The organism is Azospira restricta, from assembly GCF_016858125.1.
Lineage (GTDB): Bacteria > Pseudomonadota > Gammaproteobacteria > Burkholderiales > Rhodocyclaceae > Proximibacter > Proximibacter restrictus.
The window spans coordinates 3,855,626-3,870,224 of the sequence record NZ_CP064781.1 but is presented as its reverse complement, the minus strand read 5'-3'; the positions used below and the strand labels follow the sequence as shown (position 1 = coordinate 3,870,224).

The window sequence follows — 14,599 nt, the reverse complement described above, 5'->3', positions numbered from 1 at the left end:
GTGGTCGGCGAAAAGCAGGCGCCGCCGGCGGTTTCGCTCGCGGCGCTTTTTTTCGGCTTCTCGAGGATCGGCCTGTCCGGCTTCGGCGGCGTGCTGCCGTTCGCGCGGCACTATCTGGTCGACACCAGCCGCTGGCTGACGGCCGAGGAATTCAACCAGCAGCTGGGGCTGTGCCAGTTCCTGCCCGGGCCGAACGTGGTCAATCTGGCGGTGGTCGTCGGCCGCCGCTACGGCGGGCTGGCCGGTGCCTGCCTCGCGCCCTTCGGCCTGCTCGCCGGGCCGGTCGCGATCGTGCTGCTGCTGGCGCTGCTCTACGATGCGTACGGCGCGCTGCCGCAGGCGCAGGCGATGCTGCGCGGCATCGCCGCCGCCGGTTCCGGCCTGCTCTTCGCGATGGCTTTCCGCATGGCGCTGGCGATCAAACGGAAGCCGTTTTTCCTCCCCTTCACCGCGCTCGTCTTCGTCGCCGTCGCGCTGCTGCGCTGGCCGCTGCCGGCGGTGATGCTGGCCGGCGTCGCACTCTCGGGCGCGGTCGCCTACGGCCTGCTGAAGAAAGAAGGGGCATGAGCACGCTGCTCGAGCTGTTCGGCGAATTCGCGCTGCTCTCCTTCGTCGCCTTCGGCGGCGCCACCGCGTTGCTGCCGGAGCTGTACCGCGTCGTCGTCGACAATCACCGCTGGATGGACGCGACCACCTTCGCCCACCTCTACGCCATCGCGCAGGCGGCGCCGGGGCCGAACGTGCTGGTGGTGACGCTGATCGGCTGGCAGGTCGCCGGGCTCGCCGGCGCGCTCGTCGCGACGCTGGCGATGTGCCTGCCGATGAGCGTGGTCGTCTACCTGCTCTTTTCCCACTGGGACCGTTTCCAGGGCGCGCGCTGGCAGCGCGCCGTCCAGCTCGGCGTCGCGCCGCTGGCGGTCGGGCTGATCTTCGCCGGGGCGACGCTGGTCGGCCAGTCGGCCGGCCTGGGCTGGGCGGGGTGGGGCTTCGTGCTCGCCGTCGCGGCCTTCTGCACGAAGACGAAATATCACCCGCTGTGGTGTATCGCCGCCGGGGCGGCGCTGGGGTTGGCGGGCGTCGTCTAGTCGCGCCCGATCAGCGCTGCTGCGTCCGTGCGGCCAAGGTCGCACAAGCCGGCGATGACGCCGGTGCGATTCCCTGCCGGCTGATTCTGGCTGGCCTTCCATTTGCCTTCGAGCGCGGTGACCGTGAGCTCGATGCCGACGATCGCGGCGAGCAGCTTCTCGACGTAATCGACCGGGGCATCGCTGACCGCCCACGGCTCGGCGAAGGTGCTTTCCTGCATTTGCGTCAGCGCATCGACCTGCCGGCGCAGCCAGTCGGCGTCATGGATGATGCGCAGCGGGCCGCGGGCATGGACGACCGCGTAGTTCCAGGTCGGCACCGCCTTGCCGTGCTCGCGCTTGGTCGGGTACCACGACGGCGTGATGTAGGCCTCCGGGCCGCGGAAGACGGCGAGCGCCTCGATCTCGGGGTGCAGGGTCTGCCACATCGGATTGGCGCGGGCGACGTGGCCGCGCAGGACCGGCGTGCCGTCGGCGGCCGTTTCCAGGAGCAGCGGAATCTGGTCGGCGTTGAGGCCGTGGTCGCCCATCGTCACCAGCGTCGCCAGCGGGTGCTCGCGCATCAGCGCGTGCAGCTCCTCCGGCCGCGATTCGGCGAAATGGGCGGGGCAGTACATGTCAGAAACCGCGGAAGCTGGTGAAGCCCGCGACCGGCTCGCGCTCGGTGACCAGGCGGTTCTCCGGCGCCTCGTTGTCGGCGTAGCCGAGCGCCATGCCGCAGACCACCAGCTCGTTGTCGGGAATGTCGAGCGCGTTGCGGATGGTCCTGTGGTAGTCGGCGAAGGCGGCCTGCGCGCAGGTGTCGAGCCCGCGCGCGCGGGCGGCGGTCATCAGGTTGGCCATGAACATGCCGTAGTCGATGAACATGCCCCGGCCAAGGCTGCGGTCCATGGTGAAGATGAAACCGACCGGCGCGTCGAAGAACAGGTAGTTGCGCCCCGTCTGGTGCTTCATGCCGGCCTTGTCCTCCTTGCCGATGCCGAGCAGGCCGTAGAGGTCGAGGCCGATCTTGCGCCGGCGCGACAGCCAGGGTTCGCTCCACTCGGTCGGGTAATAGTCGAACTCGCGGCCGTCCATGCCGCTGCTGTGGAGCTTGTCGAGGATCGCCGCCGACAGCGCGTCCTTGGCGTGGCCGGCGAGCGCATAGACCTTCCACGGCTGGACGTTGGTGCCGGAGGGCGCGCGGGCGGCGATCGCCAGCAGTTCCTCGACGGTGGCGCGCGGCACCGGCGTCGGCAGGAAGCGGCGCACCGAGCGGCGCGAGGTGATGGCGTGGTCGACGTGGGCGACGGCCGCGACCTGGTCGTCTCGGTCGTACATCACAGGATCTCCCGGAGCGCGGCGAGCAGGCTCATGCACTGCGCGTCGGTGCCGATGGTGATGCGCAGGTGCTGGTCGATGCGCGGCAGCTTGAAGTGGCGGACGATGATGCTGCGCTCGCGCAGCGCCGCCGACAGCGTGCCGGCGTCGTGCTGCGGGTGGCGGGCGAAGATGAAGTTGGCCGCCGACGGCAGGACCTCGAAGCCGAGCTTGCCCATCTCGGCGACCAGCGCCTCGCGGCTCCCGATCACCGCCTTGCGTGCCGTGTCGAAATGCGCGGCGTCCTCCATCGCGGCGACGCCGGCGGCGATCGCCAGCCGGTCGAGCGGATAGGAGTTGAAGCTGTTCTTGACCCGCTCCAGCGCCTCGATCAGCGCCGGGTCGCCGAGCGCGAAGCCGATGCGCAGGCCGGCCAGCGCGCGCGACTTCGACAGCGTCTGCACCACCAGCAGGTTGGGGTATTTCGTCACCAGCGCGGCGGCGGTCGGGATCGCGTCGCCGGCAAAGTCGATGTAGGCCTCGTCGACGACGACCACTGCGTCCGGGTTGCCGGCGACGATGCGCTCGACCGCGGCGAGCGGCAGCAGGCGGCCGGTCGGCGCGTTCGGGTTGGGGAAGATGATGCCGCCGTTCGGCCGCAGGTAGTCCCCGACCTCGATCTCGAACTGCGCGTTCAGCGCGACCTGTTCATAATCGACGCCGTACAGCCCGCAATAGACCGGATAGAAGCTGTAGGTGATGTCCGGGTAGAGGATCGGCCGGTCGTGCTTGAGCAGTCCCTGGAAGGCGTGCGCCAGCACCTCGTCGGAGCCGTTGCCGACGAAGACATTGGCCGGCGCCAGGCCGCAGTCGGCGAAGTGGTGGGCCACGGCGGCCTTCAGCCGGTCGGCGTTGGGGTCCGGGTACAGGCGCAGCGTCGCGCCGTCGTCGCCCAGTTCGTCGCGCAGCGCGGCGATCGCGCGCGGGCTGGGCGGGTAGGGGTTCTCGTTGGTGTTCAGCTTGACCAGCCGGTCGAGCTTGGGCTGCTCGCCCGGGACGTAGGGGGTCAGGCCGCGCGCGACGGCGCTCCAGTACTTGCTCATGGGGGCATCGATCCAGACCGTTCGAAGGGCGAAATGGTATCATGCCCCCCTGTTCCAACCCCTTGTGGCAGCTACCATGCGGCAGGCCGAAATCACTCGCAACACGCTCGAGACGCAGGTCTCGGTGAAGATCAACCTGGACGGCAGCGGCGTCGGCAAGTTCGACACCGGCGTCCCCTTCCTCGACCACATGCTCGACCAGATCGCCCGCCACGGCGCGATCGACCTCGAGGTGTCGGCCAAGGGCGACCTGCACATCGACGCGCACCACACCGTCGAGGATATCGGCATCACCGTCGGCCAGGCGCTGGCGAAGGCGCTCGGCGACAAGAAGGGGCTGCGCCGCTACGGCCACGCCTACGTGCCGCTCGACGAGGCCCTGTCGCGCGTCGTCGTCGACCTCTCCGGCCGCCCCGGGCTGGAGTTCCACGTCGCCTTCACCCGCGCCTGGATCGGCCAGTTCGACGTCGACCTGGTCAACGAATTCTTCCAGGGGCTGGTCAACCACGCGCTGGTGACGATCCACGTCGACAACCTGCGCGGCAACAATGCCCACCACCAGGCGGAGACGGTGTTCAAGGCCTTCGGTCGCGCGCTGCGTATGGCCGCCGAGGCCGATCCGCGCGCCGCCGGCGCGATTCCCTCGACCAAGGGTGCGCTGTGATGGCGGCTGGCACCATTGCCGTCGTCGACTACGGCATGGGCAACCTGCGTTCGGTGGCGAAGGCGCTCGAGCACGTCGCCGGCGGCAAGCCGGTGCTCGTCACCGCCGACCCGGCGGCGGTCGCCGCCGCCGAGCGCGTGGTCGTCCCCGGCCAGGGGGCGATGCCCGACTGCATGCGCGAGCTGGAGGCCCGCGGCCTCCGGCAGGCGGTGATCGACGCCGCCGCGAACAAGCCCTTCCTCGGCATCTGCATCGGCCAGCAAATGCTGTTCGAGCATTCCGAGGAGGGCGACGTGCCCGGCCTCGGCATCCTGCGCGGCCAGGTCCGCCGCTTCCCGGCGGACAAGATGCATACGGCCGACGGCCAGAAGCTGAAGGTGCCGCACATGGGCTGGAACGAGGTGTGGCAGACCCGGCCACACCCGCTGTGGAACGGCATCGCCGACGGTGCGCGCTTCTACTTCGTGCACAGCTACTACGTCGCCCCCGACGACGCGGGCTGCATCGCCGGCACCACCGACTACGGCATCCCCTTTACCAGTGCCTGTGCGCGGGATAATATCTTTGCCGTCCAATGCCACCCGGAGAAGAGCGCGCAGGCGGGTCTCGCCCTGCTGGCCAACTTCATCGACTGGAAACCCTGAGCTGTTCGGCCATCCGCGTTCCGGTTCACTCATTTATCGCATCTAGCGTTTTCCCATGCTGATCATTCCCGCGATCGACCTGAAGGACGGGCAGTGCGTCCGCCTCAAGCAAGGCCTCATGGACGAGGCGACCGTGTTCAACCTCGACCCCGCCGCGCAGGCGCGCGCGTGGGTGGAGCAGGGTGCCCGCCGCCTGCACCTGGTCGACCTGAACGGCGCCTTCGCCGGCAAGCCGAAGAACGAGAGCGCGATCAAGGCGATCCTCGCCGAGGTCGGCAACGAGATTCCGGTGCAGCTCGGCGGCGGCATCCGCGACCTCGACACCATCGAGCGCTGTCTCGACGACGGCCTCTCCTACGTGATCATCGGCACCGCCGCGGTGAAGAATCCCGGCTTCCTGCACGATGCCTGCGGCGCCTTCCCCGGCCACATCATCGTCGGGCTCGATGCCAAGGACGGCAAGGTCGCCGTCGACGGCTGGTCGAAGATGACCGGCCACGACGTTGTCGACCTCGCGAAGAAATACGAGGACTACGGTGTCGAGGCGATCATCTACACCGACATCGGCCGTGACGGCATGCTCTCCGGCATCAACATCGACGCCACGGTGAAGCTGGCGCAGGCGCTGCGCATCCCGGTGATCGCCTCCGGCGGCCTGTCCTCGCTCGACGACATCAGGAACCTGTGCGCGGTCGAGGCCGAAGGCATCGCCGGCACCATCGCCGGCCGCGCCGTGTACGACGGCTCGCTGGATTTCGCCAAGGCGCAGCAGCTCGCCGACGAGCTCGGCCAGAAGTAATGCTCGCCAAGCGCATCATTCCCTGCCTGGATGTCACCGCCGGCCGCGTCGTCAAGGGCACCAACTTCGTCGACCTGCGCGACGCCGGCGACCCGGTCGAGATCGCGCGCCGCTACGACGAGCAGGGCGCCGACGAGGTGACCTTCCTCGACATCACGGCGTCCTCGGACCAGCGCGACATCATCCTGCACATCGTCGAGGCCTGCGCCGAGCAGGTTTTCATCCCGCTCACCGTCGGCGGCGGCGTGCGCGCGATCGCCGACGTGCGCCGCCTGCTCAACGCCGGTGCCGACAAGGTGAGCATGAACACCGCCGCGGTGCAGAATCCCGACCTCGTCGCCGAATCGTCGGCCAAGGTCGGCAACCAGTGCATCGTCGTCGCCATCGACGCCAAGCAGTCGGCGCCGGGGCGCTGGGAAGTGTTCACGCACGGCGGCCGCAAGGGCACCGGCATGTGCGCCATCGAATGGGCGAAGCGGGTGCAGCAGCTGGGCGCCGGCGAGATCCTGCTGACCAGCATGGACCGCGACGGGACCAAGAACGGCTTCGACCTGGCGCTGACCCGCGCCGTCGCCGACGCCGTCGACATCCCGGTGATCGCCTCGGGCGGCGTCGGCAACCTCGACCACCTCGCCGACGGCGTGCTCGAGGGGCATGCCGACGCGGTGCTCGCCGCGTCGATTTTCCACTTCGGCGAATACACCGTGCGCCAGGCCAAGGAGCGCATGCGCGAGCGCGGCATCGAGGTCCGGCTGTGAGCGACCTGAACCCGGCCCTGCCGTGGCTGGAGGCGCTGAAATGGGACGACGCCGGCCTGCTGCCGGCGATCGCGCAGGACGCCGAAAGCGGCCGCGTGCTGATGTTCGCGTGGATGAACCGCGAGGCGCTGGAGGAGACGGTGCGCAGCGGCAACGCGGTATACTGGTCGCGTTCGCGTTCCCGGCTGTGGAAGAAGGGCGAGGAATCCGGCCACTACCAGAAGGTGTCGGCGATCCGCACCGACTGCGACGGCGACGTGATCCTGCTGGCGATCGCGCAGGAGGGCGGCATCGCCTGCCACACCGGCCGGCAGAGCTGCTTCTTCCACGAATTGCAGGGCGGGCGCTGGGTGCCCGTCGATCCGGTTGTCAAAGACCCGAAGGAAATCTACGCAAAATGATGCACAACACGCATGACGTACTGCACCGCCTGTCGGAGACGCTGACCTCGCGCCGCAATGCCGACCCGGAGAGTTCCTACACCGCGCAGCTGTTCGCCAAGGGGCCGGATTCGATCCTGAAGAAGATCGGCGAGGAATGCGCCGAGCTGATCATGGCCGGCAAGGAAGGCAACAAGCTGCACGTCGTGCGCGAATCGGCGGACGTCATGTACCACCTGATGGTGCTGCTGGCCTTCAACAACCTGTCGATCGACGACCTGCTGCAGGAGATGCGCCGTCGCGAGGGCATCTCCGGCGTCGACGAGAAGAAGTCGAGAACCTCGGCATGAGCGCGAACTGCATCTTCTGCAAGATCGTCCGCGGCGAGATCCCCTCGGGCAAGGTTTACGAGGACGACGAGCTGCTCGCCTTCAAGGACATCAACCCGGCGCGGCCGGTGCACGTGCTGGTCATCCCGAAGCGCCACGTCGAGTCGCTGGCGCACGTCACCGACGCCGACGCGCCGGTGCTGGGGCGGATGCTCGCCGTCGCCAACCGCATCGCGGTGGAGCAGGGCAGCCCCGACGGCTTCCGCATCATCATCAACACCGGGCGGATCGGCAACCAGGAAGTGCCGCACCTGCACCTGCACATCGTCGGCGGGCCGGAACCGGTCGGGCCGATGCTGAAAAGAATCTGAGACAGAATCTTAGGAGACACACATGGGTAGCTTTAGCATCTGGCACTGGCTGATCGTCCTCGTCATCATCCTCCTCGTCTTCGGCACCAAGAAGCTGCGCAACATCGGCTCCGACCTCGGCGGCGCGGTGAAGGGCTTCAAGGAAGGGATGAAGGACGGCGACAAGCCGGCCGACGCCGCGCAGACGCCGCCGCAGGTCTCCGGCTCCGGCCAGACGATCGAGGGCGAGGTCAAGGAAAAGACCAAGTCCTGAGCGCTTGCGCGTGAGCCCGCAGGCGCCGGCCTCATCCCGGTGCCGGCTGCGTTCCGCCGCCTGATTCCATCCTTACATGTTCGACATCGGCTTCTCCGAAATGGTGGTCATCGCCGTCGTGGCGCTGGTCGTGCTCGGCCCCGAGCGGCTGCCGAAGGTGGCGCGCACCGCCGGCCACCTGCTCGGGCGGCTGCAGCGCTACGTCAGCGACGTCAAGGCAGACATCAACCGCGAGATGCAGCTGGAGGAATTGAAGAAGCTGCAGGCGCAGGTCCAGGATTCGGCACGCAGCCTCGAACGCAGCATCAGCACCGAAATGCAGTCGGCCGAGGCCTCGCTCAACGAGGTCGCGAACAGCGTCGCCGAGACGCCGAAGGCGACGGTCGACGATGCCGTCGCCGGCCTCTCGGCGCTGGCTGCGCAACCGGTGCCGGGCGCGGATGCCGTTGCCACGCCGCCGGCCGCCCCTGCCGCCGAGCCGGCGGCCAAGGCCTGAGCGCCGCACGCGAGCCCGCATGAGCCAGCCGGAAGAATCCTTCGTTTCCCATCTCGTCGAACTGCGCGACCGGCTGCTGCGCTGCCTGATCGCGCTCGCCGTCGTCTTCGTCGGCCTCTGCATCTACCCCGGTCCGGGCGAGGTCTACGACGTGCTGGCGCTGCCGCTGACGCAGGCGCTGCCCGAGGGCACGAAGATGGTCGCGATCGGCGTCATCACGCCGTTCATGGTGCCGATCAAGGTGACGATGCTGGTCGCCTTCGTCTTCGCGCTGCCGGTGATCCTGTTCCAGCTGTGGGCCTTCGTCGCCCCCGGCCTGTATGCGCACGAGAAGCGGCTGGCGCTGCCGCTGGTGGTGGCCAGCTACCTGTTGTTCCTGATCGGCGTCTCCTTCTGCTACTTCTTCGTCTTCGGCCAGGTGTTCACCTTCATCAACAGCTTCGCGCCGAAGAGCATCACGCCGGCGCCGGACATCGAGGCCTACCTGTCCTTCGTGATGACCATGTTCCTCGCCTTCGGCGTCGCCTTCGAGGTGCCGGTGGTGCTGGTCGTGCTGGTCAAGATGGGGGTGGTGACGATCGACAAGCTGAAGGAGTGGCGCGCGTACTTCGTCGTCATCGCCTTCATCATCGCCGCCATCGTCACGCCGCCGGACGTCGTCTCGCAATTGGCGCTGGCGATTCCGATGTGCATCCTCTACGAACTGGGCATCCTCTTCGCCCGCTTCGTCAGCGCGCCGCCGCCGAAGGAAGCGCCGGCCGACGCCTGGGCGCCGGCCAGCGAGGCCGACGAGCGGCGCATTCAGGACCGCTCCTGATCCCCCGCGGCGGCGTCCGCCGCCTTGCGCTTGGCGCCGGGCACCGTCGCCGCCTGCCGCACCGGCTCGCCCTCGGCGAACAGCCACAGCGTTCCCGGCGGCATCGTCTGCCAGTCCTCGTTGTCGGTCAGCGGCACCGTCGCGATCACCGCGACGCGGTCGTCCGGCGTCGTCACTTCGCTGAAGTCGACGGTGACGTCCTCGTCCTTCAGGTGCGCCTGCGCGAACGGCGCCTGGCGGACGATGTAGGCGAGCTGCGTCGAGGCGTGCGCAAGCAGGAAGTCACTGCCGGCGAGCAGGAAGTTGAACTCGCCGAGCGCCCCGACTTCCAGCGCGACCTCGCGCGCGACGTCGAAGATCCGCTCATGGCTCGGCGGCGTCGCGCCGCAGGCCTGCCGCAGCCGCTGCAATAGCCAGCAGAAGGCGCGTTCGCTGTCGGTGTTGCCGACTGGCAGGAAGCTGCCGTCGAGCGCCGGGCCGAAGCCGAGCAGATTGCCGTTGTGCGCGAAGATCCAGTAGCGGCCCCAGGCCTCGCGCATGAACGGGTGCGTGTTCTCGAGCGCGACGACGCCCTGGGTCGCCTTGCGGATGTGGGCGACGACGTTCTTCGAGCGGATCGGATACTGGCGCACCAGCGCCGCGATCGGCGAACGGCACGAGGGCTGCGGATCGAGGAAGACGCGCGCGCCGCGGCCCTCGAAGAAGGCGATTCCCCAGCCGTCGGCATGCACGTCGGTGGCGCCGCCGCGCGCCTGGAAGCCGGTGAAGGAAAAGCAGATGTCGGTGGGGACGTTGCAGTTCATCCCCAGCAGCTGGCACATGGTGCGCCTCCGTTACTCCCGCGGGCTGCGCGTCGCCGCCGGACGCTTGCCGATCTTCACCTGCGCGTCGACCACCGCCTTGTCGCGGCGCAGCTTGAACGGTACCGCCTCGCCCGGTTTCAGCGCGGCGATCAGGTCGAGCATGCCCTGCGGATTGTTCACCGGCTTGCCGTCGACCGCCAGCAGCACGTCGCCGGGGCGGATGCCGCCGCCGTCGGCGGGGCTGCCGCGGACGACGCCGGCGATCAGCGCCCCGCGCGTATCCGGCAGGCCGAAGTTCTCGGCCAGCTCCGGGGTGATCTCCTGCGCCTCGACGCCGATCCAGCCGCGGGTGACGCTGCCGGTCTGGATGATCTGCTCCATCACGTTCCTCGCCGTCGACACCGGGATCGCGAAGCCGATGCCGAGCGAGCCGCCGGAGCGCGAGTAGATCGCGGTGTTGATGCCGATCAGGTTGCCGGCGGCGTCGGTCAGCGCGCCGCCGGAGTTGCCGGGGTTGATCGCCGCGTCGGTCTGGATGAAGTTCTCGAAGGTGTTGATGCCGAGCTGCGAGCGGCCGAGCGCCGAGACGATGCCCATCGTCACGCTCTGGCCGACGCCGAAGGGGTTGCCGATCGCCAGCACGACGTCGCCGACGCGGACGTTGTCGATCTGGCCGAAGGTGATCGGCGTCAGGCGCAGATCCTCCGCCTTGCCGTTGGCCTTGTCGGCGACGATGCGCAGCACCGCGAGGTCGGTCTCCGGGTCGGCGCCGACGACCTTGGCGCGCAGCTTGCGGCCGTCGTTCAGGGCCACCTCCATCGCGTCGGCCATCTCGACCACGTGGTAGTTGGTCAGCACGTAGCCCTCGTCGCTGACGATCACCCCCGAGCCGAGCCCGGAGCGGCTGCGCTGCTCGTCCTCGAGGCCGTCGCCGAAGAAATGGCGGAAGATCGGGTCGTCGAGCAGCGGGTGGCGCTGCTTGCGCGGCGCCTGCGTCGTGTAGATGTGCACGACGCTCGGTACCACCTTGCGCGCCGCGTCGTTGTAGGAGGCGACGGCCTTCGCCGGCTCGCCGCTCGTCGCTGCCTCGCGGATGCGCACGATCCCCGGCTTCTCGCCCAGCCACTCCGGCTTCAGCGTGCTGACGACGAAGAAGACGGCAAGACTAACCGTCACCGTTTGTGCAAAAATCAGCCACAACCTGTTCATAGCCAGCGAACGGAACCCCGCATGAATCGTGACGAATTGGCGCGCTACCTGGACGAAACCCTTGCCACGGCGCGCTTCCGGGATTATTGCCCAAACGGCCTGCAAGTGGAAGGACGACCCGAGGTGCGGCGCATCGTCGCCGGCGTCACCGCCAGCCAGGCGCTGATCGACGCCGCCGTCGCGCGCGGCGCCGACGCGCTGCTGGTGCACCACGGCTGGTTCTGGAAGGGCGAGGACGGCCGCATCACCGGCCTGCGCCGCGCGCGCATCGGCGCGCTGCTCGCCCACGACCTCAACCTCTACGCCTACCACCTGCCGCTCGACGCACACCCCGAGCTCGGCAACAATGCGCAGCTCGCCGCCCGCCTCGGCTGGATCGCCGAGGGCCGCTTCGGCGAGCAGGACATCGCCTGGCTCGGCCGCCCGGCGGCGCCGACCACCGCCGGCGACCTCGCTGCCGCGATCGCCGCCGGCCTCGGCCGCCAGCCGCTGCTGGTCGGCGAGTCGTCGCGGCCGGTGGCGCGCATCGGCTGGTGCTCGGGCGGCGCGCAGGGCTGGTTCGAGCAGGCGATCGCGCTCGGCGTCGACGCCTACGTCAGCGGCGAGATCTCCGAGCAGACCGTGCATCTCGCGCGCGAGTCCGGCGTCGCCTACCTCGCCGCCGGCCACCACGCGACCGAGCGCGGCGGCGCGGCGGCGCTGGCCGCGCACCTCGCCGAGCGCTTCGGCCTCGACTGCGAATTCGTCGATATCGATAACCCCGTCTGACACGACAACACAACGACAGGAAGCCCATGAGCTACGTCTTTCCCCCTGCCCCGCAGCCCGGCCTCGCCGTCGCCGGCAGTACCGCCCGCTTTCCGATCCGCCGCGTCTATTGCGTCGGCCGCAACTACGCCGACCACGCGCGCGAGATGGGCGCGTTTGATCAGGCCGACGGCCGCGAGCCGCCGTTCTTCTTCTCCAAGCCGGCCGACGCCGTCGTTGCCGGCGGCGACGTGCCCTATCCGCCGGCCACCGCCAAGCTGCAGCACGAGGTCGAGCTGGTCGTCGCCCTCGGCCCGGAGACCGCGACGCACGGCAACGGCGGCGCCGACATCCCGGTGGCGAAGGCGCTGCAGTGCGTCTACGGCTACGCCGTCGGCCTCGACCTGACGCGCCGCGACGTGCAGGCCCGGGCGAAGGAAAAGGGGCATCCGTGGGACATGGGCAAGGGCTTCGATGCCTCGGCGCCGACCGGCCTGCTGCATCCGGTGGCGGCGATCGGCCACCCGCAGCAGGGCGCGATCTGGCTCAGGGTGAACGGCGAGATGCGGCAGCAGGGCGACCTCGCCGACATGTCGTGGAAGGTCGCCGAGGTGGTTGCCAACCTGTCCACCTTCGTCCGCCTGGCGCCGGGCGACCTGATCTTCACCGGCACGCCGGCCGGCGTGTCGACGGTGGTGCGCGGCGACGTGCTGGAAGGCGGCGTAGCCGGCGTCGGCGAACTGAAGATCCGTTTGGTGTGAGGGAGGGGGCGGGCGCTCAGCGCCGGCCGGCGGCGACGATCGCCTCGTGGATGCGGTCGAGCGGCAGCACTTCCCGGACCGCGCCGAGTTCGATCGCCACCTTCGGCATGCCGAAGACGACGCAGGATTTCTCGTCCTGAGCCACCGTGTGCGCGCCGGCGTCGGCCATCTCCTTCATGCCGCGGGCGCCGTCGTCGCCCATGCCGGTCATGATGATGCCGGTCGCCGCCGGCCCGGCGCAGTTGGCGACCGAGCGGAAGAGCACGTCCACCGACGGCCGGTGGCGATTGACCGGGGGGCCGTCGATCACGCTCACGCAGTAATGCCCGCCGCTGCGGCGGACCAGCATGTGCTTGCCGCCGGGCGCGATCAGCGCCAGCCCGGGTTCGACGCGGTCGCCGTCCGTCGCCTCGCGCACCTCGATCGCGCAGTGCGTGTTCAGGCGTTCGGCGAAGGTCGTCGTGAACTGCGCCGGCATGTGCTGGACGACGACGATGCCGGGTACCGCGCTGGGCAGCCGGCGGAGCACCGAATCGAGCGCCTGCGTGCCGCCGGTCGAGGTGCCGATGGCGATCAGCTTCTCGGTCGGCCAGGCCGTGTTCTTGTCGCGTCCGGCGGGAAGGATGACGTCGGCGCTGTGTTTGGGGGTGGGCAGCATCGGCAGGGCAGGGTGGAGGGGCGGCGGCAGGCCGCCGGAAAACCAGCGGCATGATAGCAAACAACGCCGGCGGCGGCCCGCCGCCGGCCTGCCGGCTTACTTCGGGCGCTTGTCGATGACCCGCCTGGCCTTGCCGATCGAGCGCTCGATGCCGCCGATCTCGACCACGCGCACCTTCGCCGAGATGCCGATGTAGGACTTGATGTGGTGCTGCAGGTCGCTCGCCGCGAACTCCTTCTCGACCGCGGTGGCGTACTGGAATTCCGGCTTCATCTCGACGTTCACGGTGATCGCGTCGAGATGGCCGTCGCGGTACACCTCGATCACGTAGTGCGGCGACAGCTTGTCGCGCTTCAGGATCAGTTCCTCGATCTGCGACGGGAAGACGTTCACGCCGCGGATGATCAGCATGTCGTCGGAGCGGCCGGTGATCTTGCCCATCCGCCGCATCGAGCGCGCCGTCGGCGGCAACAGCCGGGTCAGGTCGCGCGTGCGGTAGCGGACCACCGGCAGCGCCTGCTTGGTCAGCGAGGTGAACACCAGCTCGCCGTGCTCGCCGTCGGGCAGCACCTCGCCGGTGCTGGGGTCGATGATCTCGGGATAGAAGTGGTCCTCCCAGATCACCGGGCCGTCCTTCGTTTCGATGCACTCGTTGGCGACGCCGGGGCCGATCACTTCCGACAGGCCGTAGATGTCGATCGCGTCGATGCCGAAGGTGGTCTCGATCTCCTTGCGCATCTGGTCGGTCCACGGCTCGGCGCCGAAGATGCCGATGCGCAGCTTGGTGTCGCGCGGGTCGATCCCCTGGCGCTTGAACTCGTCGGCGATGTTGAGGATGTACGACGGCGTGACCATGATGATGTCCGGCTGGAAGTCCATGATCAGCTGCACCTGCTTCTCGGTCTGCCCGCCGGACATCGGGATCACCGTGCAGCCCAGCTTCTCGGCGCCGTAGTGGGCGCCCAGTCCGCCGGTGAACAGGCCGTAGCCGTAGGCGACGTGGACGATGTCGCCCTTCCTGCCGCCGGCGGCGCGGATCGAGCGCGCCATCAGCGTCGCCCACATGTCCACGTCCTGCTGCGTGTAGCCGACCACCGTCGGCTTGCCGGTGGTGCCGGACGACGCATGCACGCGCACGACCTCCTCGCGCGGCACCGCGAACATGCCGAAGGGGTAGTTGTCGCGCAGGTCCTGCTTGGTCGTGAACGGGAATTTCGCGAGGTCGGCGAGCGTCTTCAGATCGTCCGGGTGGACGCCGGCGACGTCGAACTTCTTCCGGTAGTGCGGCACGTTGTCGTAGGCGTGCCGGAGCGACCATTTCAGGCGCTCGGTCTGCAGTGCGACGAGCTCGTCGCGGCTGGCTCTCTCGATAGGTTCGAGGCTGTTGCGATCGGTCATTTTTATCCTCCCTGAACCGGGCAGT

Annotated in this window: 21 protein-coding genes; 14 read left to right on the top strand and 7 right to left on the bottom strand. The window is 68.9% G+C overall.

Translation table 11 applies throughout. The features are described 5' to 3' along the window. A complete protein-coding gene (locus IWH25_RS18415) occupies positions 1 to 567 on the top strand; it encodes a chromate transporter (RefSeq protein ID WP_203387215.1) in 567 nt (188 codons plus the stop codon). Next, a complete protein-coding gene (locus IWH25_RS18410) occupies positions 564 to 1,085 on the top strand; it encodes a chromate transporter (protein ID WP_203387214.1) in 522 nt (173 codons plus the stop codon). Before IWH25_RS18415 ends, IWH25_RS18410 begins: the two co-directional genes overlap by 4 nt. Here the strand turns inward: IWH25_RS18410 and IWH25_RS18405 are convergent. From IWH25_RS18405 to hisC, 3 genes are read right to left on the bottom strand one after another with little or no spacing between them, the layout of a single operon-like run. After that, positions 1,082 to 1,702, bottom strand: coding sequence for an FMN-binding negative transcriptional regulator (locus tag IWH25_RS18405; RefSeq protein ID WP_203387213.1), 621 nt, complete (start codon positions 1,700 to 1,702; stop codon positions 1,082 to 1,084). The genes IWH25_RS18410 and IWH25_RS18405 overlap by 4 nt on opposite strands. 1 nt (position 1,703) lies before the next feature. Beyond that, entirely contained in the window at positions 1,704 to 2,405 is a 702-nt protein-coding gene (locus IWH25_RS18400; RefSeq protein WP_203387212.1) for a nitroreductase, read from the bottom strand. Further along, positions 2,405 to 3,487, bottom strand: a complete 1,083-nt coding sequence (hisC, locus tag IWH25_RS18395; RefSeq protein ID WP_203387211.1) for a histidinol-phosphate transaminase — start codon at positions 3,485 to 3,487, stop codon at positions 2,405 to 2,407. Before hisC ends, IWH25_RS18400 begins: the two co-directional genes overlap by 1 nt. Positions 3,488 to 3,563: 76 nt before the next feature. Here hisC and hisB point away from each other — a divergent pair, with 76 nt between their 5' ends. The 10 genes from hisB to tatC all read left to right on the top strand — a co-directional run bounded on the left by hisB (position 3,564) and on the right by tatC (position 8,998). After that, on the top strand, positions 3,564 to 4,151 hold the full coding sequence (gene hisB, locus IWH25_RS18390) for an imidazoleglycerol-phosphate dehydratase HisB (protein WP_203387210.1): 588 nt from the start codon (positions 3,564 to 3,566) through the stop codon (positions 4,149 to 4,151). Further along, positions 4,151 to 4,795, top strand: a complete 645-nt coding sequence (gene hisH, locus IWH25_RS18385; protein ID WP_203387209.1) for an imidazole glycerol phosphate synthase subunit HisH — start codon at positions 4,151 to 4,153, stop codon at positions 4,793 to 4,795. Before hisB ends, hisH begins: the two co-directional genes overlap by 1 nt. 55 nt (positions 4,796 to 4,850) lie before the next feature. Continuing rightward, positions 4,851 to 5,594, top strand: coding sequence for a 1-(5-phosphoribosyl)-5-[(5-phosphoribosylamino)methylideneamino]imidazole-4-carboxamide isomerase (gene hisA / locus IWH25_RS18380; protein ID WP_203387208.1), 744 nt, complete (start codon positions 4,851 to 4,853; stop codon positions 5,592 to 5,594). Next, on the top strand, positions 5,594 to 6,352 hold the full coding sequence (gene hisF / locus IWH25_RS18375; protein ID WP_203387207.1) for an imidazole glycerol phosphate synthase subunit HisF: 759 nt from the start codon (positions 5,594 to 5,596) through the stop codon (positions 6,350 to 6,352). The genes hisA and hisF overlap by 1 nt, the downstream gene beginning before the upstream one ends. Further along, positions 6,349 to 6,753, top strand: a complete 405-nt coding sequence (gene hisI / locus IWH25_RS18370; RefSeq protein WP_203387206.1) for a phosphoribosyl-AMP cyclohydrolase — start codon at positions 6,349 to 6,351, stop codon at positions 6,751 to 6,753. Before hisF ends, hisI begins: the two co-directional genes overlap by 4 nt. After that, on the top strand, positions 6,750 to 7,082 hold the full coding sequence (locus IWH25_RS18365; protein ID WP_203387205.1) for a phosphoribosyl-ATP diphosphatase: 333 nt from the start codon (positions 6,750 to 6,752) through the stop codon (positions 7,080 to 7,082). Before hisI ends, IWH25_RS18365 begins: the two co-directional genes overlap by 4 nt. After that, a complete protein-coding gene (locus IWH25_RS18360; RefSeq protein ID WP_203387204.1) occupies positions 7,079 to 7,432 on the top strand; it encodes a histidine triad nucleotide-binding protein in 354 nt (117 codons plus the stop codon). Before IWH25_RS18365 ends, IWH25_RS18360 begins: the two co-directional genes overlap by 4 nt. A gap of 22 nt (positions 7,433 to 7,454) precedes the next feature. Continuing rightward, entirely contained in the window at positions 7,455 to 7,685 is a 231-nt protein-coding gene (tatA, locus tag IWH25_RS18355) for a Sec-independent protein translocase subunit TatA (protein WP_203387203.1), read from the top strand. Between the two features lie 76 nt (positions 7,686 to 7,761). Further along, entirely contained in the window at positions 7,762 to 8,181 is a 420-nt protein-coding gene (gene tatB / locus IWH25_RS18350; RefSeq protein WP_203387202.1) for a Sec-independent protein translocase protein TatB, read from the top strand. A 19-nt stretch (positions 8,182 to 8,200) separates the two neighbouring features. After that, positions 8,201 to 8,998 carry a twin-arginine translocase subunit TatC gene (tatC, locus tag IWH25_RS18345; RefSeq protein ID WP_203387201.1) on the top strand — a complete coding sequence of 266 codons (798 nt, stop codon included), beginning with the start codon at positions 8,201 to 8,203 and terminating at the stop codon, positions 8,996 to 8,998. Here the strand turns inward: tatC and IWH25_RS18340 are convergent. Both IWH25_RS18340 and IWH25_RS18335 read right to left on the bottom strand, forming a co-directional pair. After that, entirely contained in the window at positions 8,983 to 9,819 is an 837-nt protein-coding gene (locus IWH25_RS18340; RefSeq protein WP_203387200.1) for a class II glutamine amidotransferase, read from the bottom strand. The genes tatC and IWH25_RS18340 overlap by 16 nt on opposite strands. A gap of 12 nt (positions 9,820 to 9,831) precedes the next feature. After that, positions 9,832 to 11,010 (bottom strand): trypsin-like peptidase domain-containing protein, encoded by a 1,179-nt coding sequence (locus tag IWH25_RS18335; RefSeq protein ID WP_203387199.1) that lies wholly within the window; start codon positions 11,008 to 11,010, stop codon positions 9,832 to 9,834. Between the two features lie 21 nt (positions 11,011 to 11,031). On the opposite strand from IWH25_RS18335, the gene IWH25_RS18330 reads away from it, so the two are divergent. Then, entirely contained in the window at positions 11,032 to 11,778 is a 747-nt protein-coding gene (locus IWH25_RS18330; RefSeq protein WP_203387198.1) for a Nif3-like dinuclear metal center hexameric protein, read from the top strand. 26 nt (positions 11,779 to 11,804) lie between these two features. Continuing rightward, the gene (locus IWH25_RS18325) at positions 11,805 to 12,518 is read left to right on the top strand and encodes a fumarylacetoacetate hydrolase family protein (protein WP_203387197.1); all 714 of its coding nucleotides are present in this window, start codon (positions 11,805 to 11,807) and stop codon (positions 12,516 to 12,518) included. Between the two features lie 16 nt (positions 12,519 to 12,534). Here the strand turns inward: IWH25_RS18325 and IWH25_RS18320 are convergent, their stop codons facing one another. Together IWH25_RS18320 and paaK are read right to left on the bottom strand one after the other, a co-directional pair. Then, positions 12,535 to 13,176, bottom strand: coding sequence for a chemotaxis protein CheB (locus IWH25_RS18320; RefSeq protein WP_203387196.1), 642 nt, complete (start codon positions 13,174 to 13,176; stop codon positions 12,535 to 12,537). Positions 13,177 to 13,272: 96 nt separating this feature from the next. After that, complete coding sequence (gene paaK / locus IWH25_RS18315; RefSeq protein ID WP_203387195.1) at positions 13,273 to 14,574, bottom strand: phenylacetate--CoA ligase PaaK; 1,302 nt, start codon at positions 14,572 to 14,574, stop codon at positions 13,273 to 13,275. Positions 14,575 to 14,599 lie beyond the last annotated feature (25 nt).

Excerpts from the sequence above, each read along its gene's own strand:
- IWH25_RS18410 (WP_203387214.1), top strand. The coding sequence starts at position 564 with ATGAGCACGCTGCTCGAGCTGTTCGGCGAATTCGCGCTGCTCTCCTTC.
- IWH25_RS18405 (WP_203387213.1), bottom strand. The coding sequence starts at position 1,702 with ATGTACTGCCCCGCCCATTTCGCCGAATCGCGGCCGGAGGAGCTGCAC.
- IWH25_RS18400 (WP_203387212.1), bottom strand. The coding sequence starts at position 2,405 with ATGTACGACCGAGACGACCAGGTCGCGGCCGTCGCCCACGTCGACCAC.
- hisC (WP_203387211.1), bottom strand. The coding sequence starts at position 3,487 with ATGAGCAAGTACTGGAGCGCCGTCGCGCGCGGCCTGACCCCCTACGTC.
- hisB (WP_203387210.1), top strand. The coding sequence starts at position 3,564 with ATGCGGCAGGCCGAAATCACTCGCAACACGCTCGAGACGCAGGTCTCG.
- hisH (WP_203387209.1), top strand. The coding sequence starts at position 4,151 with ATGGCGGCTGGCACCATTGCCGTCGTCGACTACGGCATGGGCAACCTG.
- hisA (WP_203387208.1), top strand. The coding sequence starts at position 4,851 with ATGCTGATCATTCCCGCGATCGACCTGAAGGACGGGCAGTGCGTCCGC.
- hisF (WP_203387207.1), top strand. The coding sequence starts at position 5,594 with ATGCTCGCCAAGCGCATCATTCCCTGCCTGGATGTCACCGCCGGCCGC.
- IWH25_RS18365 (WP_203387205.1), top strand. The coding sequence starts at position 6,750 with ATGATGCACAACACGCATGACGTACTGCACCGCCTGTCGGAGACGCTG.
- IWH25_RS18360 (WP_203387204.1), top strand. The coding sequence starts at position 7,079 with ATGAGCGCGAACTGCATCTTCTGCAAGATCGTCCGCGGCGAGATCCCC.
- tatA (WP_203387203.1), top strand. The coding sequence starts at position 7,455 with ATGGGTAGCTTTAGCATCTGGCACTGGCTGATCGTCCTCGTCATCATC.
- tatB (WP_203387202.1), top strand. The coding sequence starts at position 7,762 with ATGTTCGACATCGGCTTCTCCGAAATGGTGGTCATCGCCGTCGTGGCG.
- tatC (WP_203387201.1), top strand. The coding sequence starts at position 8,201 with ATGAGCCAGCCGGAAGAATCCTTCGTTTCCCATCTCGTCGAACTGCGC.
- IWH25_RS18340 (WP_203387200.1), bottom strand. The coding sequence starts at position 9,819 with ATGTGCCAGCTGCTGGGGATGAACTGCAACGTCCCCACCGACATCTGC.
- IWH25_RS18335 (WP_203387199.1), bottom strand. The coding sequence starts at position 11,010 with ATGAACAGGTTGTGGCTGATTTTTGCACAAACGGTGACGGTTAGTCTT.
- IWH25_RS18330 (WP_203387198.1), top strand. The coding sequence starts at position 11,032 with ATGAATCGTGACGAATTGGCGCGCTACCTGGACGAAACCCTTGCCACG.
- IWH25_RS18325 (WP_203387197.1), top strand. The coding sequence starts at position 11,805 with ATGAGCTACGTCTTTCCCCCTGCCCCGCAGCCCGGCCTCGCCGTCGCC.
- IWH25_RS18320 (WP_203387196.1), bottom strand. The coding sequence starts at position 13,176 with ATGCTGCCCACCCCCAAACACAGCGCCGACGTCATCCTTCCCGCCGGA.
- paaK (WP_203387195.1), bottom strand. The coding sequence starts at position 14,574 with ATGACCGATCGCAACAGCCTCGAACCTATCGAGAGAGCCAGCCGCGAC.